At 73.0% G+C, this 20,020-nt stretch carries 13 protein-coding genes and 1 pseudogene; 10 read left to right on the forward strand and 4 right to left on the reverse strand.

Annotated elements, in window-relative coordinates; translation table 11 throughout:
- Nucleotide 1: 1 nt before the first annotated feature.
- Nucleotides 2-2,548, forward strand: coding sequence for a sensor histidine kinase KdpD (locus tag FB157_RS41990; protein ID WP_145886328.1), 2,547 nt, complete (start codon nucleotides 2-4; stop codon nucleotides 2,546-2,548).
- Nucleotides 2,549-2,656: 108 nt separating this feature from the next.
- Nucleotides 2,657-3,748 carry a PH domain-containing protein gene (locus FB157_RS41995; RefSeq protein WP_186581926.1) on the forward strand — a complete coding sequence of 364 codons (1,092 nt, stop codon included), beginning with the start codon at nucleotides 2,657-2,659 and terminating at the stop codon, nucleotides 3,746-3,748.
- 16 nt (nucleotides 3,749-3,764) lie between these two features.
- Here FB157_RS41995 and FB157_RS42000 read toward each other — a convergent pair whose 3' ends face one another.
- The 4 genes from FB157_RS42000 to FB157_RS42015 form a co-directional block, all read right to left on the reverse strand.
- Entirely contained in the window at nucleotides 3,765-5,744 is a 1,980-nt protein-coding gene (locus FB157_RS42000) for a hypothetical protein (RefSeq protein ID WP_145886330.1), read from the reverse strand.
- Nucleotides 5,745-5,927: 183 nt separating this feature from the next.
- Complete coding sequence (locus tag FB157_RS49535) at nucleotides 5,928-6,971, reverse strand: chaplin (RefSeq protein ID WP_315903871.1); 1,044 nt, start codon at nucleotides 6,969-6,971, stop codon at nucleotides 5,928-5,930.
- Nucleotides 6,972-7,139: 168 nt separating this feature from the next.
- Nucleotides 7,140-8,630, reverse strand: coding sequence for a HAMP domain-containing sensor histidine kinase (locus FB157_RS42010; RefSeq protein WP_145886332.1), 1,491 nt, complete (start codon nucleotides 8,628-8,630; stop codon nucleotides 7,140-7,142).
- Entirely contained in the window at nucleotides 8,627-9,388 is a 762-nt protein-coding gene (locus FB157_RS42015) for a response regulator transcription factor (RefSeq protein ID WP_145886334.1), read from the reverse strand. The genes FB157_RS42010 and FB157_RS42015 overlap by 4 nt, the downstream gene beginning before the upstream one ends.
- 409 nt (nucleotides 9,389-9,797) lie before the next feature.
- On the opposite strand from FB157_RS42015, the gene FB157_RS42020 reads away from it, so the two are divergent.
- The 8 genes and pseudogenes from FB157_RS42020 to FB157_RS49050 form a co-directional block, all read left to right on the forward strand.
- Entirely contained in the window at nucleotides 9,798-11,372 is a 1,575-nt protein-coding gene (locus FB157_RS42020; RefSeq protein WP_145886336.1) for an IucA/IucC family siderophore biosynthesis protein, read from the forward strand.
- A gap of 37 nt (nucleotides 11,373-11,409) precedes the next feature.
- Nucleotides 11,410-13,122 (forward strand): IucA/IucC family siderophore biosynthesis protein, encoded by a 1,713-nt coding sequence (locus FB157_RS42025; RefSeq protein WP_145886339.1) that lies wholly within the window; start codon nucleotides 11,410-11,412, stop codon nucleotides 13,120-13,122.
- Entirely contained in the window at nucleotides 13,119-14,330 is a 1,212-nt protein-coding gene (locus FB157_RS42030) for a type III PLP-dependent enzyme (protein ID WP_145886340.1), read from the forward strand. Before FB157_RS42025 ends, FB157_RS42030 begins: the two co-directional genes overlap by 4 nt.
- Nucleotides 14,327-15,631 (forward strand): MFS transporter, encoded by a 1,305-nt coding sequence (locus FB157_RS42035; protein ID WP_261386893.1) that lies wholly within the window; start codon nucleotides 14,327-14,329, stop codon nucleotides 15,629-15,631. Before FB157_RS42030 ends, FB157_RS42035 begins: the two co-directional genes overlap by 4 nt.
- Nucleotides 15,632-15,946: 315 nt before the next feature.
- Nucleotides 15,947-16,486 (forward strand): hypothetical protein, encoded by a 540-nt coding sequence (locus FB157_RS42040; protein ID WP_145886342.1) that lies wholly within the window; start codon nucleotides 15,947-15,949, stop codon nucleotides 16,484-16,486.
- A gap of 48 nt (nucleotides 16,487-16,534) precedes the next feature.
- Nucleotides 16,535-16,897, forward strand: coding sequence for a metalloregulator ArsR/SmtB family transcription factor (locus FB157_RS42045; RefSeq protein WP_145886344.1), 363 nt, complete (start codon nucleotides 16,535-16,537; stop codon nucleotides 16,895-16,897).
- On the forward strand, nucleotides 16,890-19,565 hold the full coding sequence (gene mgtA / locus FB157_RS42050; RefSeq protein ID WP_145886346.1) for a magnesium-translocating P-type ATPase: 2,676 nt from the start codon (nucleotides 16,890-16,892) through the stop codon (nucleotides 19,563-19,565). The genes FB157_RS42045 and mgtA overlap by 8 nt, the downstream gene beginning before the upstream one ends.
- Before the next feature lie 96 nt (nucleotides 19,566-19,661).
- A pseudogene (locus FB157_RS49050) lies at nucleotides 19,662-20,020 on the forward strand (LytR family transcriptional regulator); the annotation flags it as partial.

A 20,020-nucleotide genomic window follows, 5' to 3' on the forward strand; every position in this document is an offset into this window, starting at 1 on the left:
CATGGCACGCGGCAGACTCCGTATCTACCTCGGCGCGGCACCGGGCGTCGGCAAGACCTACGCCATGCTGTCCGAGGCGCACCGCCGGGTGGAGCGGGGCACCGACTGCGTGGTCGCCTACGTCGAGCACCACCACCGGCCGCGCACCGAGGTGATGCTGCACGGCCTGGAGCAGATACCGCGCAAGGAGATCGAGTACCGGGACAGCGCCTTCACCGAGATGGACGTCGACGCGGTCCTCGCCCGCCGTCCCCAGGTCGCCCTCGTGGACGAGCTGGCGCACACCAACGTTCCCGGCTCCCGCAACGCCAAGCGCTGGCAGGACGTCGAGGAGCTGCTCGCGGCGGGGATCGACGTGGTCTCGACCGTGAACATCCAGCACCTGGAGTCGCTCGGCGACGTGGTGGAGTCGATCACGGGGGTGCGGCAGCGGGAGACGGTGCCCGACGAGGTCGTACGGCGGGCCGGCCAGATCGAGCTGGTCGACATGTCGCCGCAGGCGCTGCGCCGCCGTATGGCGCACGGGAACATCTACAAGCCGGACAAGGTCGACGCGGCCCTGTCGAACTACTTCCGGCCCGGCAATCTCACCGCCCTGCGCGAGCTGGCGCTGCTGTGGGTCGCCGACCGGGTCGACGCCTATCTCCAGGAGTACCGCACCGAGCACCGGGTCTCGGCCATCTGGGGCTCGCGCGAGCGGATCGTGGTCGGCCTCACCGGCGGCCCCGAGGGGCGCACCCTGATCCGGCGCGCGGCCAGGCTGGCGGAGAAGGGCGCAGGCGGCGAGGTGATGGTCGTCTACATAGCCCACAGCGACGGCCTGACCTCGGCCTCCCCGAAGGAGCTGGCCGTCCAGCGCACCCTGGTGGAGGATCTGGGCGGCACCTTCCACCACGTGGTGGGCGACGACATACCGGCCGCGCTGCTGGACTTCGCGCGCGGTGTCAACGCCACCCAGATCGTGCTCGGCGTCTCCCGCCGCAAGGCCTGGCAGTACGTCTTCGGGCCCGGCGTCGGCGCCACGGTGGCCGTGGAGTCCGGCCCCGACCTCGACGTCCACCTCATCACGCACGACGAGGCGGGCAAGGGCCGCGGACTGCCCGTCGCCCGGGGCGCGCGGCTCGGCCGGGCCAGGATCATCTCGGGCTGGCTGGTCGGCATCGCCGGGCCCGCCCTGCTGACCTGGCTGCTGAGCGGTGTGTTCCCGGACGTCGGGCTCGCCAACGACATGCTGCTGTTCCTGACGGCGACGGTGGCGGCGGCCCTGCTGGGCGGCCTCTTCCCGGCCCTGGCCTCGGCGCTGGTCGGATCCCTCCTGCTGAACTGGTACTTCACCCCGCCCGTCCACACCCTGACGATCGCCGACCCGGAGAACATCGTCGCCATCGCCATCTTCGTCGGGGTGGCCGTGTCGGTCGCCTCGGTGGTGGGGCTGGCGGCCCGGCGCACCCACCAGGCGGCGCGGCTGCGCGCGGAGTCGGAGATCCTCTCCTTCCTCGCGGGCAGTGTGCTGCGCGGTGAGACGGGCCTGGAGGAGCTGCTGGAGCGGGTCCGCGAGACCTTCGGCATGGAGTCGGCCGCCCTGCTGGAACGCGAGAGCGACGTGGCGCCCTGGACCTGCGCGGGCAGCGTGGGCCCGCGCCCCTGCGCCGCGCCCGAGGGCGCGGACGTCGAGGTCCCGGCCGGCGACCACATGTCCCTCGCCCTGACCGGCCGCGTCCTGCCCGCCGAGGACCGCCGGGTGCTGGCCGCCTTCGCCGCGCAGGCCGTCGTGGTGCTGGACCGCCGGCGCCTCCAGGAGGAGGCCGACCGGGCCAAGGAACTGGCCGAGGGCAACCGCATCCGCACCGCCCTGCTGGCCGCCGTCAGCCACGACCTGCGCACCCCGCTCGCCGGCATCAAGGCGGCGGTCACATCCCTGCGCACGGAGGACGTCGAATGGTCCGAGGCCGACCAGGCCGAACTCCTCGCGGCCATCGAGGAGGGCGCCGACCGCCTGGACCACCTGGTCGGCAACCTCCTCGACATGTCCCGTCTCCAGACCGGCACCGTCACCCCGCTCCTGCGCGAGACCGACCTCGACGAGGTGATCCCGATGGCGCTGGGCGGCGTACCCGAGGACAGCGTCGAGCTGGACATCCCGGAGAGCCTGCCCATGGTCGACGTGGACCGGGGCCTGCTGGAGCGGTCGGTCGCCAACGTCGTGGAGAACGCGGTCAAGTACAGCCCGCCGGGCGAGCCGGTCCTGGTCGCGGCCAGCGCCCTCGCCGACCGGGTGGAGGTCCGCGTCGTCGACCGCGGCCCGGGCGTGCCCGACGAGGCCAAGTCCCGTATCTTCGAACCCTTCCAGCGCTACGGCGACTCACCCCGCGGCGCCGGAGTGGGCCTCGGCCTCGCGGTCGCCCGCGGCTTCGCGGAGGCGATCGGCGGCACGCTGAACGCCGAGGACACGCCCGGCGGCGGGCTCACGATGGTCCTCGGCCTGCCGAGGTCCGGGGCGGTCCGGGCACGGCAGGCGCGGGGACCACGGGAGACGGCGATCACCTGAACACCTGCTCCGCAGGTCGGGGACGGTGGAAACCGGCAAGGTCGGGCGCCCGGACACTGCCGGGATACGCACAAGAACCGGTGGCGTACCGGAGCGGAAGCTGTGCGCATGACCAATGTTCAACCGCATCCGCGCCGCACCGCGGGCAGGGGCACGGTGGGGTCGCTGGCCCTCTGTGCGCTGCTGCTCGTGGCAGCCGGCGTGGCCGCGTGGTTCATCCCGAACGCCGCCTCGGACGAGCAGGCCTGGCACCGTGCCACGCCCTGCGCGGCCGGGACGCCCGCCGCCGGGCGGGACAACTGCCTGACCAGCGTCCCGGCGGTCATCGCGCGCACCGACGTCAACATGCCCAAGCAGCCCAGCTGGCTGTACTTCAAGGACAGCCGGCCGCTGCACCGGCTTCAGGTCTCGGCCGATGCGGCCCAGGACTTCGAGGCCGGCGACCACGTGCGACTGACCGTCTGGCGCGGGCAGGTGATGGAGGTGGCCGGCGCGGGGAACAGCTGGCACGAGCACATCATCACCGCCCGCTCCCTGGCCGTCGTGACGGCGCTGCTGGCCCTGGCCGCGGGCTACCCGGCGGCGATGGTGCTGGTGCGTCTGCGGGGACGCCGGCTGCCCGACGGCGAAGTGCTCCCCTCGGCCCTGCCGTTCGCGGGCGCCCTCGCGGGCACCGCCCTGTGGCTGCTGCCCCTGTGCTTCCTGCACCCCACCGACCTGCTCGCCTCGCCCACGCGGATCGTCTGGGCGGCCGCGGGCTGGCTGCTCAGCCTGGCCCTGCTCGCCGCGGCCTGGCGCGCGACCCGCATCCGTACGCCCGAGGGCGTTGCGGCGGCCGGCCGGCCGGCGGAGGGTGAGGCCGACGGAGCGGCCCGGCAGCCGGGTCAGGACGAGGTGTTCGTGTCCGCCTGGTTCCTGGAGCCCACGGACTTCAACCCGCACGGCTTCGGCACCCACATCGCCCTCGGGGACGGCGCACCCGCGGTGACCCCCGGCCCGGGCCGCTACGCGGCGAAGCGCATCCCGGTCGAGCGGCTGACCGTCAGGAACGTACGACGGGCCCGGGACAGCGACGGCGACACCGTCCCCAGGAGCTGGCACATCGCCGAACTCGACGACGCCGGAACCCCGATCCGGCTGGCCGCGGCCCCGGACGACCTGACGCGCATCATCCGCGCGCTGGAGCCGGCCGGGGCCTGACGACGGTTCGGCCGGCTCAGCGCACGGTCACGGACCCGGTCGTGGCCGATCCGTTGGTCCAGCCGTAGCGGTGGGCGGTGACCTTGACCGTGATCTTCTGACCCCGGTCGGCCCGCACCAGCACATAGGTGGACCTGGTGGCGCCGGTGATGGTGTGGCCGTTGCGCTTCCAGGAGTAGCTGTAGGAAGTGGCGGCCGGCGACCAGGTCCCGTGGGCGGCGGTCAGCTTGGCGCCGACCTTCGCGGTGCCGCTGACCGCCGGGGCCTTGGTGGCCTTCAGGGCGGGGCCGACGGCGACCGCGACGGCCGGCGAGGTGGAACCGGTCGCCCCGGCGCCGTTGCTGACCGTGACCTTGCAGGACACCTTGTGGGTGTAGTCGTCGGAGGTCAGGGTGCGGGTCTTGGCGGTGGCGCCCGGGACCGCCTTGCCGTCGCGCAGCCAGGACCAGGCGGCCGTGGCGTTGTAGCCGGTCCAGGCGGCGTTGCAGGTGAGCTTGGAGCCGGTGCGGGCGGTCCCGCCGACGACGGCCTTGGAGGTGATCTCCGGCTTGGTCAGCAGCGTCTGGGACTGGGCCCAGAGCTGCGAGGTGTAGCTGCCGGGGGAGATGTCCACCGCCTTGCGCCACACCAGCGTGGCCCGGCCGTCGGGTCCGGCGGCGATCTCACCGGAGAGCGCGTCCGTGTCGGGGACGTCGGCGACGGGCGTGCTGTTGAGGGCGGTCGCCTTGCTCCACGTGCCGTCGGCCCGGACCGCCCACTCCAGGTAGTGGTCGTCGCCGTTGTCGATGGAGGGCGTCTGCGGCCACACCACCTGGACGGTGCCGTCGGCGCCGATGGCGGCGGACACCTGCCAGTCGACGTACCCGGTGGACAGCGTCTTCGGCGCGGACCAGGTGCCGGTGGCGGCGCTGCGGGTGGCGGTCTGCACGACCGGGGTGCCGGCGCTGCTGCTCCAGCCCTCCCACACGTAGGTGACGTCCCCGTCGGGGGCGGCCAGCGGGCCGCTGTCGTCGCCGTCGTCGATCGAGGCGACCGCGGTCTGCGCGGAACCCCAGTCCCCCGTGGGCGAGGTCCGGGTCGCGGACTTCAGGTCGGTCTTGTTCGTGGCGGCACCGGCGTCGTGCCACAGCACGGTGGTGCGGCCGTGCGCGTCCATCGACACCTGCGCGTCGCCGGAGGCGGCGGTGGTGCCGGGCAGGACCGCGGGGCTGCTCCAGTCGCCGCCGGCGGAGGAGCGGGTGACGGTGGAGACGACGTGCTTGTCGTCGTCGAGCTTGTCGCGGGTCTCCCACACCGTGGTGGCCGCTCCGTCGGGGGCCACCGCGAGGTCGAGGCTCCAGAACGAGCCGCTGGAGAAGGAGCCCAGCTGCTCGGCCGCGGACCAGGCGGACGCGCCGGGGGCGAGGGTGGCGGTCATCACCTGGTAGTGCAGGGAGCCGTCACCCTGGTCCCACACGGCGGTGACGGTGCCGTCGGCCGCGGCGGCGAGACGCGGAGTGGACATGTCCAGGCCGTCGTGGGTCGCGAGCGTGCCCGGGTCCGACCAGGCGCCCGCCGCCGCGTCCCAGGTGGTGAAACGGGCGGCCAGCGATCCGTCGGCGCCGTTGCCGGTCAGCCAGGTCACCACGGCACCGCCGTCGGCGGTCACCGCCAGCACGGCCCGGGCGTTCGCGCCCTGGTTCGTGAGCAGCGTCCTGGGCGTCCCCCACGTGCCGCTGCCGGCGGGCCGGACGGCGGCCCGGATCTCCCAGTCGGCGGCCCCGGCCTGCTGGTCGCGCCACAGCGCGAACGCGGTGCCGTCACCGGCCACCTGGACGTCGATCAGACTCTGCCGGCCGTCCGAGCCGGTCACGCCGGCCGCGGTGCTCCACGGACCGGCCGACGCCGTGTACCCGGATGCGGCGGCGGGCAGGGCGGGGCCCCATACGACCGCGGTCGCCGCTGCTGCCGCGAGTGCGACGGCGGCGGCTCCCGGTCTGCGTATCTTCACTGCCACTACGACTCCTGATCCCCTGGGCGACGGCACCGTTCCCGGCGCCGGCTGGAGGATGACGGTATCCGGCCAGGATCTACATTGCCCGGAACCGGCAGTCTCGAGTGGATCAAGATTTCCGGCTTCTGCTTGCCCGGCAATGCGCAGGCGAGCGTCATTGCCGGGGCGCGGACGCCGTGGGTCGGGTCAGCGTGCTGACGTGGCGCGGAATCGCCGGCGGAGAACGGTTCCGCCGAGGAGCAGGGCCACGCTCGCGCCGGCGACGGGCAGCATGCCGTCCGCACCGGTGTGCGCGAGCGGGGTCGTGCCGGGGTGCACGGTGATGGTGTGACCCGGCTGCGGGTGGTTAACGGGGACGGGCGGCTTCTTCACCGGAGGGGTCTGGACCGGCGGGGTCTGGACCGGAGGGGTCTGGACCGGAGGGGTCTGGACCGGAGGGGTCTGGACCGGAGGGGTCTGGACCGGCGGAGTCTGAACCGGCGGAGTCTGAACCGGCGGAGTCTGGACCGGAGGGGTCTGAACCGGAGGGGTCTGGACCGGAGGGGTCTGGACCGGCGGGGTCTGGACCGGCGGGGTCTGGACCGGCGGGGTCTTGACCGGCGGCGTGGTGGTGACGCTGGAGCCGCCGTTCACGGACGTGTTGCCGAGCACCGGGTTGAGAACCCCGGGCGCGTTCACCGTGTTGCCGCTGACGTTCACCGGCAGGTGCACGGGCAGCTGGACGTTGTTGCCGCTGATGACGCCCGGGGAGTCCGTGGCCGTGCCCCGGGCCGTCGTCTGGGCGGAGTTGCCGCCCGCGCCGCCGGCGTTGGCGCAGGAGTTGCCCGCGGCCGGGTTCAGCAGCCCCACGACGTTCACGGTGTTCCCGCAGGCGTTCACCGGGACGTGCACGGGGAGCTGGATGGTGTTGCCGCTGATGACGCCGGGGGAGTCCGCGGTCTTGCCCTCGGCCGCCGCCTGGGCGGAGTTGCCGCCCGCGCCGCCCGCGCCGCCGGTGTTGGCGCAGGCGTTGCCCGCGGCCGGGTTCAGGAGCCCCACCACGTTCACGGTGTTCCCGCAGGCGTTCACCGGGATGTGCACGGGGAGCTGGATGGTGTTGCCGGAGACCACACCGGGCGAACCGGACGTGGAGCCGTTCGCCACCGAGTCGGCGTGCGCCGAAGTCGCCACGGCCATCGCGCCCGTGGCGGCCACGACGGCGATCACGCTGTTTCGGGTAACCCGCTTCATTAAGGTTCCCTGCCTTCCATACAAGGTCGCGGGCACTCGCCCGCAAACGAAGAAACGGTGGTTTACCCGTCCGGGTTATGACGAATCAGCCTTTCGCACCATCGAACAACAGAACCCGCACGTGGCACGTGCGCACAGAACCGCCCGTCCGGCCCCGTCACACCGCGCTCAACCGCCCCGCCCCGCACGGGCCGTCGACCACGGACCCACGGGCCGGCCGGTGAAGTGCCCGTCGGCCGGGGTACCCGGGCGTCCGCGGAGATGGTGGCTTCCGGCGCACAGGAGGCGGACGACGGCGTCGAGCCCACCACCGGAGGCCGCCTCGAGGGTGACCTCACCACCGCCGGCACGGGTGAGTCGCTGGACCAGCGGCAGGCCGAGGCCCGTGCCGTCGTGGTCGGCGTCAGCGGCCCGCCAGAACCGGTCGAAGGCTCTTTGCCGTTCGGTCTCGGTCATGCCGGGCCCCTGGTCGCGCACATGCAGTTCGGCCACGGGCGGCGTACGGCCGCCTTCCCTCGGGGCGGTCACAGCGGCCAGCGTGATCGCGGTTCCCGGTGGGGACACGCGCAGTGCGTTGGAGAGCAGGTTGTCGATGATCTGCTCCAGTGCTCCCGGGACCGCCCACACGCGAACGCCCGTGGCTCCGGGGACGACGATGTCGACGTGCTGTTCGTCGGCGAAGGCTGCCCAGATGGCCGCCCGGTCGGCGACGACGGCGTCGAGATCGACCGCCTCCGGCCTGATGGCGGAGTTCTCCAGCCTGGCGAGCGCGAGCAGCCCCTGCACCATCCGACTGAGCCGTTCCATCTCACCCAGCGCTTTGTCGAGGCTGTCCTGGGCGCAGGGGGCGAGGTGCGGCTCGAAATTCTCCAGGCGCAGGCGTAGTGAGGTCAGGGGGGTCTTCAGCTGGTGCGACACCTCGGAGGCGAACGCCTCCTGTGCTTGGAGCAGATGCTGAAGCCGGGTCGCGGTCCTCGTGAACGACGCGGCCAGCCGGCGCAGTTCCGGCGGCCCGTGATCGGTGGCCGGCGGATCGGTGATCCGGCCTTCGGCGAGTTGTGCGGTGGCGCGTTCCAGGGCCCGGACGGGGCGGGTGATGGAGCGGGCGAGCACGAAGCCGATCAGGGCGACGGCGGCCAGCACGCCCAGACCGACGACGGCGAGAGCCAGCCAGGTGGCATGGACCCTCGCCCTGAGCGGTGCCAGGACATACACGGTCCGCACCACACAGGGGACCGTGGCGCCGGAGCCACCCGGTACGGCGACGAAGAGGACTTCGCCACCGGCGGACGGGTCGCTCCGGATGCCGACGGCGGGCCGGTCGCGCAGTGCGGCGGCGATGTCCGGCTCGGCGGACAGGTCCGTGCCGACCGGAGCGAGGGCGGCGGTGTCGGTGAGGACAACGCCCTTCCGGCCGGCGACGAGCACGCGGCTGCCGGTGCGCCGCCCGTACGCGCGAGCCAGTTCGGGCAGGTCGGCCGTCAGTCCGTGCTCCATCTTGTCCTCGCAGACCTCGGCCAGCGTCATCGCCCCCTGCTGGGCCGCGTGGGAGAAGCGGGACAGCTCGCTGCGGGCGTAGAAGACGCCGAACGGCACTTCGAGCGCGAGCAGGACGAGAAGTATGAGGCTCAGATGGCTGAACAGGAGGCGACGCGTCACGTGGGCCCTCCGCCGTGCACCGGCCTCGCGGCGGACGCGGCGTCGGCGTGCGCCGGCGGGACCAGACGGAAGCCGATTCCGCGGATGTTCTCGATCCAGGAGGAGTCACCGAGCTTGCGGCGCAGAGCGGCGATGTGGACGTCCAGGGTCTTGGTGGGGCCGAAGTAGTGCGGTTCCCATGCCGTGTCCAGGATCTGTCTGCGGGAGCAGACGGCTCCGGGGTCTTCGGCGAGGCAGACGAGCAGGTCGAACTCTTTGGGCGCGAGGGCGATCAGCGAGCCGTGCAGATGTACCTGCCGGGTGCGGCGGTCGATGGTCAGCGGGCCGATCCGCTGGACCTCGGGCGTCCCGGGCTGCCGCGGGGCGTGGGAAAGGTCCGGCTCCGCACGGCGCGTGTCCAGCACCGCGGGGCGGGTGCGGCGGGTGACGGCGCGGATCCGGGCGACGAGCTCCCGCACCCCGAACGGCTTGGAGACGTAGTCGTCCGCGCCCAGCTCCAGACCGAGCACCCGGTCCACCTCGTCGTCCCTGGCCGTGATCATGATGATCGGCACCGACGAGCGGGACCGGAGCGCACGGCAGACGTCGATGCCGTCCATGTCGGGCAGCCCCAGGTCCAGCAGCACCATCGCCGCCTCCGGCGCCGCGAGGCCGTCGGCACCCTTTCTGGCGTGTTCCACGGTGAACCCGAAACGGCGCAGTCCCTCCACCAGCGGCCCGGCCACCCGGTCGTCGTCCTCGATCAGCAAGACACGCATGCCGAAAGGCTCACAGACTCCGGTCGGAGTGCGCGGCGCAAACGCCGGAACCTCCCCCGAGCCGGTGATCCTTTCGCCACTCGTACGACGTAATTGCCGGACGCGGCGTGATGACGGCATCCAGCACTTGTCCAGCAAAGAGTCAGGAAATGGTTAAGACCTCGAACACAGGGTGAATTCACCGGTTCTCCGGGGCCGACGCAACCCCGGAACACAGTCGAAAACTGATCCAGGGTCAGTCCGAACGGTCGGGGCGACCGCAGTGGAATCGGCTCGGGAAATCCGGAGTGACGCGATTGTCCGACGAAATTCGAGACGCCCCCTGTCTCTGCTCTGGAAATCCGCTTGATCGTGCTCCCGTAGCGTTTTCCGGGCTGACACCGTCCCCCCACGCACCCGGGAACAGCCCATGCCCATGGACGAACTGAGCCGCACACGACCGGATCTGGTGGAGCCCTTCACGACCGCCCTCCCGGGAGCACGCGCCACCGTGCTCGCCCGGCTGTGGGGAGCCCTCGCACGAGAACCCGTGCCCGGTGTGACCGGACACCGCCGTGAATCCGGCACCCTGGTGGTCGGACTGCGAGGAGGCGGCTCACTCTCGGCCGCCGAGTCCTGTGCCCGCCCGTTCGCCGAGGTGCCCGACGACTTCACCGTGTCCGGGCCGCAGGGGCCGGTCACCGGGCCGGCCCAGCTCCTCGCCCAGCTCGGCCTGCGTACCCCCGCGGCGGTGCGCCTCGCGACCGAACTCGACAACAGCGTGGTCAACCTTGCTCTGGCCAGGGCCGCGAACACGGTCCGGGCCGCCCCCCTGAACGACTCGGCGGACGCCGAGCAGGCGGTGGTCGACGGGCATCCCCAGCATCCCTGCTGCCGGACGCGTACCGGCATGTCGATCGCCGAGGTGCTCGCCTACGCTCCCGAGCACCACCCCATCGTCCAGCTGGCGCTGCTCCGTGTCCCGGCCGATCGCTGGCAGGGGGCCGGTGTCTGGCCACGGCACCTGCGCGACGGCGACACGATCCTGCTCCCGCTGCATCCCTGGCAGCGGGAGCACGTGCTGTCGCACCGCTCCGACCTGGTCGTCATGGAGGAGACGATCCCGGCCCGACCGTTGCTGTCGTTGCGCACCCTGGCACCGCTGGGCGTCCTGCCGGGCTGCCACATCAAGACGGCGCTCGACGTGCAGGTCACGAATTACCGGCGCACCATCTCCCCGCCCGAGGTCGCCGACGGGCCCCCGCTGTCCGACCTGGTCTCGGCCGTCATCGACAAGGCGGGGTACGGCAGCAGCCTTCGTGTCCTGCGTGAACTGGGCGGCGGCGCGGTGTGCGTGGACGGACAGCCCTCGGCGAGCCTCGCGGCGATGATCCGGGAGTCGACCGAGTGCCACCTCGACGCCGGGGAGATCGCGGTTCCGCTCACCGCCGTCCACGCGACAGGAGCCACCGTGCTGTCGGGAGACCCGGTGCGCTGGCTGACGGACCTCGCCGAGCTCGTCCTGCCGCCCGCGCTCACCCTGCTGTCCATGGGGGTGGCCCTGGAAGCGCACGGCCAGAACACCCTGGTCGTGCTGCGCGAAGGGCGGCCGGTGCGGGTGCTCTACCGGGATCTGGACGGCGTGCGAGTCAGCCCCCGCCGCCTGGCCCGGTGCGGCTTCGCGCTGCCGCCGCTGCTCGGCACCCGTGCGGGCGACGACGCGGACGCGCTGCGCACCAAGCTGTTCGGCGCTCTGATCAGCGGGGTCTTCAGCGAGCTGGTCGACGTTCTCACGCGGACCCGGGCGGCCGACCCCCGGGCGTCGTGGGGCGCGGTGGCCGAGGTCGGCCGCCGGGTGTACGCCGGCCTGCCGGACCACGAGGACGCGGCGGCGTTCTTCGGCGACACGATGCCGCTGAAGGCGACCGTCGCCATGCGTCTGGCCGAGGACCCGGGCAGGGCGCAGTGGACGTCCGTGCCCAACCCCCTGGCGCTGTGCCGATGAGATCCGCCACCGACCGCCGTCCCCCTGGAGCGACCGTATGACCACCGGCACTGCCCCCGACCACAGGACCGCCGCCACCGTCGTCACGGAACCGGCCGCCGAACCGATGCGGACGGCCGATGCCGTCACCGCCCACACGCTGCTCAACTGCCTGATCCGCGAGGTGTCCGCCCCCGAGCATCAGGTGACCGTCGACGACGGCCACCTCCTGCTGCGGCTGCCCCGTCGGGGCCTCCTGCTGCGCGCCCGGCTGCGCCGCGTCTCCCTGATCGGAGCCCATCGCTTCCAGGGCACGGTGCAGCGGCTCGACGGGGACGCCTGGGTGACCGTCGGCTGGCGGGAGCTGGCCGGTCACATCCGGGACGAACTGGAGCTGCGTACGGGTGTCGTCAACGAGGAGTTCCTGGCCCAGGTGGCCGACAGCCGCGAGACGATCCGCACCGCGCTGGAGGAGCGGGCCGACGTCGCACCGCACGCGGACCCGTACGTTGCGTCCGAGCAGTCCCTGGTGTTCGGCCATCGCTTCCACCCCACTCCGAAGGCCCGCACCGGCGACCCGGTGGACTGGCTGGCGTACGGCCCCGAGACCGGCGCGCGCTTCCGGCTGCGCCACCTGGCCGTCCGGCACCGCCTCGTGCGTGAGGAGGGCGAGCTGCACGACATGGACGCGCTGTGTCCGGCGCCCGAGCCGGGCTTCGCGGTGCTGCCGGTGCACCCCTGGCAGTACCGGCTGCTGGAAGGACACGACCGGCTGCGCGAGGCTGTGGCCCGCGGCGATGTCGTCGACACCGGGGTGAGCGGACCGGAGCTGGTGCCGACCGCGTCGGTGCGCACGCTCTACCACCCCGACACCGACACCTTCCTGAAGTTCAGCCTGAACGTCCGCCTCACCAACTGCGTCCGCAGACACGCCGGTTACGAACTGACCGGCGGCGTCGCCCTCAACCGGCTGCTCCAGCCCCTCTTCGCCGGGCTGACCGCCCGCTTCCCGGGATGCGCGCTGCTGGCCGAGCCCGGCTACCGCACACTCGACGCGCGGGGCGACACCGCCCTCCTGGAGGGTCTCGGCGTCGTCGTCCGCTCCGGGCTGCGCCACCACCTGCGTCCCGGGGTGACACCCCTGCTCGCCGCCGCGGTGGCGGACGAGTACCCCACGAGCACAGCCCATGTCTCCCACCTCCTCGCCCGCGGCGACGGGGACGTCCTGGCCTGGTGGGACGCGTACCTGCGGCTGCTGCTGCCACCGGTGCTGGCCGCCTACTTCGAGCACGGCGTCGTACTGGAGCCCCATCTGCAGAACGTCGTCGTCGGTGTGCACGCGGACGGCACCCCGGCACAGATGCTCTTCCGCGACCTGGAAGGCACCAAGCTGCTGCCGGGGCATCACCAGAGCACCCTCCGCGACCTGCCCGAAGACGTCCGGGGCCCCCTCACCTACGACGCCGAACACGGGTGGAACCGGGTCGCGTACTGCCTCCTGGTCAACCACGCCGCCGAACTGCTCGGCGCCCTGGCCGACCTCGACCCGCGGCTGGAACCGGCCCTCTGGGGCCTGGTCACCGACCACCTCGACGCCTACGCCCGCACGGCCGCCGAACCGCCGCGTCTGCGCGCCCTGCTGTCCGGAGTACCGCTGCCCGCGAAGGCCAACCTCCTGCTGCGCTGGGCCCGCAAGGCAGACCGGCACGCCACCTACGTCCCTGTGACCAGCCCGCTCGGCGCGGACTTCCCCCGGGAGGTGGTCCGGTGAGGTCCGCAGTGCTCGACCGGGTCGCCCGGATCCGTGACGACGACCTGCCCGCGTACGTCCACGACCTGGCCGACCTGCGCCGGCACGTCCACGCGATCCGGGCCGTACTGCCGGAGCGCGTCGAGCTGCTGTACGCGGCCAAGGCCAACTCCGATCCCCTGATCCTGCGGACACTGGCCGGGTACGTCGACGGGTTCGAGGTGGCCTCCGGCGGTGAACTGAGCCACGTCCGCGGGCTCGTCCCCGACGCGCCGATCGCCTTCGGAGGCCCCGGCAAGACACAGGCGGAGCTGGCCCGGGCACTGGACTGCGCAGTGGAGCGCCTGCACATCGAGAGCGAACACGAACTGCGCCTCGTCACCACCCTGCTGGGCGAGCGGACCGTGGACGCCCTGCTGCGCGTCAACCTGCCCGTCGACGTCGGGCGGGCCGCACTCGCGATGGGCGGGCACCCCAGCCCCTTCGGCATGGATCCCGCACAGCTGGACCGCTGTCTGGAGGTCATCGACTGCGACCCGCGCGTCCGACTGCGCGGCCTCCACCTCCACCTGGCCAGCGGTCTGCGGGCCACGGCCCAACTGGCCCTGATCGACGAGGTACTGGCCTGGGCCGAGGGCTGGGCGCGCCGGCGCGGAACCGACCTGGCCGAGGTCAACGTCGGAGGCGGGATGGGTGTCGACTACGACCATCCGGCACGGAGGTTCGACTGGCCGGCCTTCGGTGCCGGACTGCGCCGGCTCCTGTCCCGCCACCCTCGTCTCACCCTGCGGATCGAGCCCGGCCGCTCGGTCACCGCCTACTGCGGCTGGTACGTCACCCAGGTCCTGGACGTCAAGTTCAGCCGTGGGCAGGCGTTCGCCGTGCTGCGCGGAGGCACCCACCATCTGCGCACCCCGGCCGCGAAACAGCACGACCAGCCCTTCGAGGTGATCCCCGACGACGCCTGGCCACGGCACTGGGAGCGACCGGAGGCCCGTGACGAGCCGGTGACGCTGGTCGGACAGCTGTGCACGCCCAAGGACGTCCTGGCCCGCCGGGTCAGGGTCGAACGGCTGCGCGTCGGCGACCGGGTCGCCTTCGCGATGGCCGGCGCCTACGCCTGGAACATCTCCCACCACGCGTTCCTCATGCACCCCCACCCGACCTTCCATCACGTCGACGACGCGGAGGTGCCGGTCACCGGCACCCATGCCCGTCAGCGGTCATGAGCGCGGGCCTCCCCATGCCCATGACGGCCGTGCTCACCCTCCGGAACTTCCGTCGCTACCTGCTCGGACAGCTGGCCTCCAACATCGGCACGTGGATGCAGCGGGCCGCCCAGGACCTGCTCGTCCTGCACCTCACGGGCAACAGCGGCCGTGCGGTCGGCATCGTGACCGCACTGCAGTTCCTTCCCCAGACCCTGTTCGGCCTGACCGGTGGCGTCCTGGCCGACCGGTACCCCAAGCGGCGGCTTCTGCTCCTCACCCAGACGGCCATGGGCGTGCAGTCGCTCCTGCTCGGGCTGCTGACCGTCACCGGGGCGGTGAACCTGCCGTCCGTCTACGCGCTGGCCTTCGCCCTGGGCACCGCCACCGCAGTGGACAGTCCCGCCCGAAACGCGTACATCTCCGAACTGGTCCCCAAGGAGCGCCTGGTCACGGCGGTCAGCCTGAACTCCGCCCAGTTCAACGTGGCCCGCATCCTCGGTCCCGCCCTGGCGGGCCTGGCCGTCGCCGCCTTCGGCACCGGCCCGGTGTTCCTGGTGAACGCCGCCTCGTACCTGGCCGTCCTGTACGGCCTGATCACCATCCGCACGGACGGGCCGGGCGGTCACGGCCGTACCCGGCCCGGCCCCACCCGGCTGCGCGACGCGTTCCGCGGCATCACGTCCACCCCGGAACTGCTGCTGCCGATGAGCGTCATCGCCTTCGTCGGCACCTTCGGCCTCAACTTCCAGGTCACCATCTCGCTCGTGGCCGTCACGGTCTTCCACACGGGAGCCGCCGGCTTCGGCTGCCTGTCCGCCGCCTACGCCCTGGGCAGCCTCACCGGCGCGGTCCGCGGGGCGAGCCGCGGGAAGCCTCCCGGCATCCGACGCCTGATCACCACCACGGTCGTCTTCGGGGCACTGGAAGCGACGCTGGGCCTGACACCCGGCTACGGCGCGTTCATGGCCCTGCTGATCCCCACCGGTTTCGCCGCGGTGACCGTGACCACCACAGCCAACGCGCTCACCCAGCTCCACGCGGGCCCGGACGTGCGGGGCCGCGTCATGTCCGTCTACTTCCTGGTCCTCCTCGGCGGCACCCCCGTGGGCGCCCCGCTGGTGGGCCTGCTGGCGGACGCCTTCGGTGCCCGTTCCACGCTGGTCCTGGGCGGCGTCGTCTCGGCGGCCTCCGCACTCGCGCTCTCCGCCCTGACCGCAGGCCTGACCCAGCGGCGCGCCCGGATCACGAGGGCCGCCTCCGTGGCCGGCTCGCCCCGCACGCCGGTCCGGCCGGCCCGGGACCGGTCGGCCGGCCTCTGACACACAGCGGAAGGGGAGGCCGGACGCCGGCCTCCCCTTCCGTGGCATGTGGATGACTCCTTGTGGCGTCGGCGGATGCGTTGTCCAACGCCCGTCAGATCACCAGGCATTCGCAAAGCAGAGGTAAACGAATGGTCGAGCGGGCGTATCCGGAACATGACACAAGAAGACCCGAGAAGGCCGCCGTACCACGCGACTTGACCGCTTTCAAGATCGTTGGAATCGCCCGCGGGGGTGAGTCTTTAATGGTTGCGCAATCCGGGAACTATTAGACTCGCCAGTCCTCGCCCGTAGTTCAGCTTCACCGGGGGACACATGACGCGTGCTGGACCGTCGGTGCCGGAGACCGCCGTCGTCTTCGAGCGTCTGCTCGATCAGGCTCTGAACTCCCCACAGGTGCTGGACGCCCTCGACCGCGCGGAGGGAGTGGCCGACCGGGAGCAGCTGCGCACCCGGGCGGTACGGGCGCGTACCGCCATCACCGCGGCGGTGACCGTCGAGTACCAGGAATACCTCCGCGCCCGGTCCGCGGCGGAGGGTGTGAGCGATGAGGCGGCGGCACGCCGTGCGGGCGGACCCCTGTCCCCGTCGGCCGTGCTCGTGACGGCCCTGTCCGCCGTGAAGGCGGCCTGGCGGTGGGTGGCGGTGGCCAGGCGTGACCGCGCCGCGGGTGCGGGCGATACCCCGGCCGGCGACGTCCCGGACGTGAAGCGAGCGCGGGAGACGTGGGAACTGGCGCTCCTGGAGCGGGCGGTCGTCCCCTTTCTGCTCGGCCGCCTGGAGGAACTGCTGATGAGGGAACGGGGAGACCGGGCCGCACGTCAGAAGCCGGCCCCGGACGCGTCCGTACCATGAGCGGGCGTATGTGCGTCGGCTGTGCACGGGACGGGACGGGAGAGGGCTGTGACGGAGAGCGCCGGTGGCTTCGAGGACCCGCCCGCCGAGGTGCTGGCGGCGGCGGCCGCCGCCTTCGGGCTGCTCGCCTCGTCGGCCCGGCTGCACCTGATGTGGGCGCTGGCGCAGGGCGAGAGCGATGTGACGCACCTCGCCGACCGGGTGGGCGGTGCGCTGCCCGCGGTCAGCCAGCACCTGGCCAAGCTGAAGCTCGCCGGGCTCGTCAGCTCCCGCCGTGAGGGCCGCCGGCAGGTCTACTACATCGACGACCCCGACATCGTGACCGTCGTGCGGGTGCTGGTCGGGCAGCTGACCGCACGGTCGCAGCAGGCCTCCGCGCCGGCCTGCCGGCTGCGCGGGACCGGTGGCTGAGAGCACCGCGCCGCCGGGTCCGGACGCGAGGGCGCCGGACACCGGTGCCCCGACGGCGTTCGGCGGCGACCGGGCGGCCGGCGCACGGTCCCGTCCCGGGCGCTCCGCGCCGACCGTGCTCGAAGTGCTGCGGAAGCTGGACGCGAGTCCCCGGGGCCTGACGGAGGCGCAGGCGCAGGAGCGGCTGGCCCGGTTCGGCGACAACGTGCTCCCGGCGCTGCGGGAAGCCACCTGGCCGCAGCTGTTCGTCCGCAGCCTGCGGGACCCCTTCACCGCGGTCCTGCTCTGTCTCGGGCTGGTGTCGGCGGCCGTCCTCGCCTGGGGGACCGCCTCGGTGATCCTCCTCCTGGTCGTGGTGAGCTGCGTGCTGCGGGCGACCGGGGAGCACCGGGCCGACCGGTCCACGGCCGCCCTGCGGGACCTGGTCGCCACCACCGCCACGGTGGTGCGCCGCGCCGCCGAGGACGCGCCGCCCACGAGCCGGGAACTCCCGCCGGACGAGCTGGTCCCGGGGGACGTGGTCCGGCTGGGACCGGGCGACCTGGTGCCGGCGGACGTACGACTGCTGCGGGCACACGGCCTGACGGTGCACCAGTCCGCGCTGACGGGGGAGTCGGCGCCCCTCGCCAAGTCCGCGTCGGACGCCCCGCACCGCGCCGGCGGGGTGTTCGAGCAGCGGCAGTGCTGCTTCCAGGGCAGCAGCGTCGTCTCCGGAAGCGCCACCGCGGTCGTCACCGCGACCGGCGCGCGGACCCGGTTCGCCGCCGCCCAGGGCCGTTCGGCCGGGCGGCGGGAGGCGAGCGCCTTCGACCGCTCCGTCCACGGCATCTCCTGGATCCTGATCCGGTTCATGCTGCTGACCCCGCCGCTGGTTCTGATGGCCAACGCGGCGCTGCGCGGACGCGGCCTGGAGACACTGCCGTTCGCCGTCGCGGTGGCCGTCGGGCTCACCCCCGAGATGCTGCCGGTCCTCGTCACCACCTGCCTGGCCCGCGGCGCCTCGCTGCTCGCCCGGACGCACGGGGTGATCGTCAGACGGCTGCCCGCCCTGCACGACCTCGGCGCCGTCGACGTGCTGTGCCTGGACAAGACCGGCACCCTCACCCAGGACCGGCCGGTGGCGCACCGCGCCCTCGGCCCCGACGGCCGGGACGATCCCGAGGTGCTGCACTGGGCCGCCGTCAACGCCTGGTGGACCCTGCACCTCGCCGACCTGCCGGAACCCGACGCCCTTGACGAGGCGCTCCTGGAGAGCGCCGACCCGGACGACCTCATGGCGTACGACGGTGTGGCGGCCGTCGGGTTCGACCCGGCGCGCCGGCTCGCCACCGCCGTCGTCCGCACCCCGGGCCGCCTCGGCCGGCACACCCTGGTCGTGAAAGGAGACGTCCGGGCCGTCCTGGAGCGCTGCGCGCTGACGGACGAGGAGCGCCGGAGCCTGACCGGCCGCGCCGCCGCGCAGGCCGACGACGGCCTGCGCGTCCTGGCGGTCGCCACCGCCGAACGCCCGGCGCGCACCCGCGCCTACACCCCGGCCGACGAACGCGGCCTCACCTTCCGCGGCCTGGTCACCCTGCGCGACGCGCTCGCGCCCACCGCCGCCGACGCGCTGAAGAACCTCACCGACCGCGGTGTCACCGTGAAGATCCTCACCGGCGACCACCCCGGCACCGCCGCCCGCGCCTGCCGCGACCTCGGCATCCCCGTCACCGGAGAAGCGATCGCCGACGCCGGCCGCGTCGACACCCTCACCGACGCCGGACTCTCCGCGCTCGCCCGCCGTACGACGGTCTTCGCCCGCTGCACCCCCGACCACAAGGCCCGGATCATCCGGGCCCTGCGCGCCGCCGGACACACCGTCGGCTTCCTCGGCGACGGCGTCAACGACCTCCCCGCGCTGCGCACCGCCGACGTCGGCATCGCCCCGCGCGCGGCCGCCGACGTGACGCGCGAGGTCGCCGACGTCGTACTCGCCGAGAAGGACCTGACCGCGCTCGACCAGGCCGTGGCGGCGGGCCGGCACGCGGGCGGCAACATCGCCACCTACCTGCGCATCACGCTCTCCTCCAACCTCGGCAACGTGATCGCGATGCTCTCCGCGGGCCTGCTCCTGCCCTTCCTGCCGATGCTCCCGGCGCAGGTCCTCACCCAGAACCTCTGCTTCGACGCCGCCCAGCTCGCCTTCGCCCACGACCGCCCGCACCCCTCGGTGCCGCGCCGGCCGACGGAACTGCGCCCGCGCGACCTGCTGCGCTTCATCACCGGCTTCGGAGTGCTCAACGCGGTCGCCGACCTCGTCACCTTCGCCGTCCTCGCGCTGGCCCTGCACGGGCCGGGCACCGGGGACGACGAGGCGGTCTTCCACTCCGGATGGTTCACCGAGAACCTCCTCACCCAGGCCCTGGTCATGGTGCTGCTCCGGGCCGGCCGGCACACCGCCGGCCGCCGCAGGCCGGGCCCGGTCACCTGGGCCGCGCTCGCCCTCGCCGCCATCGGCCTGGCGCTCCCGCCGTCACCGCTCGGCCCGGTGCTCGGCCTGACCGGCCTCCCGGTCCTGTACTACGTCCTGCTCGTCGCCGTCCTGGCCGTGTACGCCGCCGGTCTCCTGGCGGCCGGCTCCCGCGCCGCGCGCAGGCTCCAGCCGGACCGCGGGGTGCCTCAGCTGTGAATTGTGTGTGGATCTGTGCTGCTCGGGCCATGGGTTTGTTAGATTGCGCAATCACGCAACCAAGGTGATGGGCCCGACCGTCGTGGGAGTGGGTAGATGAGCGAGCCGTGGGACGGCCGGGGTGGCCAGGCCACGCGCAGCCGCAGCGCCCGGGTGCCCGGACAGCGCACGGGCGAGCCCGACGGACCGCGCCCGGGAGGCCGGGCCGCGGCCCGGGCCGCATCCCGCGCGCAGGGCGGCTCACGGTCGCACGGCAGCAGGCGTTCGGCGCGCCGGGCCCGCCCGGCGGGGCGCGGCAAACGCGTGCTGAAGATCCTCGCGATATGCCTGTCCGTCCTCGTCGTGGTGACAGCCGGCGCGGGCTGGTGGTTCTACCAGCATCTGAACGGCAACATCCAGAGTGTCTCGCTGGACGGCAAGGGTGGTTCGGAGAAGGCGGATGCGTTCGGGCGTAC

Origin of the sequence: Streptomyces sp. BK340, from assembly GCF_007827595.1 — a bacterium.
GTDB lineage: Bacteria > Actinomycetota > Actinomycetes > Streptomycetales > Streptomycetaceae > Streptomyces.

Bases quoted from the DNA above. Each gene is read 5' to 3' on its own strand.
- FB157_RS41990 (WP_145886328.1), top strand. From the start codon at position 2: ATGGCACGCGGCAGACTCCGTATCTACCTCGGCGCGGCACCGGGCGTC.
- FB157_RS41995 (WP_186581926.1), top strand. From the start codon at position 2,657: ATGACCAATGTTCAACCGCATCCGCGCCGCACCGCGGGCAGGGGCACG.
- FB157_RS49535 (WP_315903871.1), bottom strand. From the start codon at position 6,971: ATGAAGCGGGTTACCCGAAACAGCGTGATCGCCGTCGTGGCCGCCACG.
- FB157_RS42015 (WP_145886334.1), bottom strand. From the start codon at position 9,388: ATGCGTGTCTTGCTGATCGAGGACGACGACCGGGTGGCCGGGCCGCTG.
- FB157_RS42020 (WP_145886336.1), top strand. From the start codon at position 9,798: ATGCCCATGGACGAACTGAGCCGCACACGACCGGATCTGGTGGAGCCC.
- FB157_RS42025 (WP_145886339.1), top strand. From the start codon at position 11,410: ATGACCACCGGCACTGCCCCCGACCACAGGACCGCCGCCACCGTCGTC.
- FB157_RS42035 (WP_261386893.1), top strand. From the start codon at position 14,327: ATGAGCGCGGGCCTCCCCATGCCCATGACGGCCGTGCTCACCCTCCGG.
- FB157_RS42040 (WP_145886342.1), top strand. From the start codon at position 15,947: ATGACGCGTGCTGGACCGTCGGTGCCGGAGACCGCCGTCGTCTTCGAG.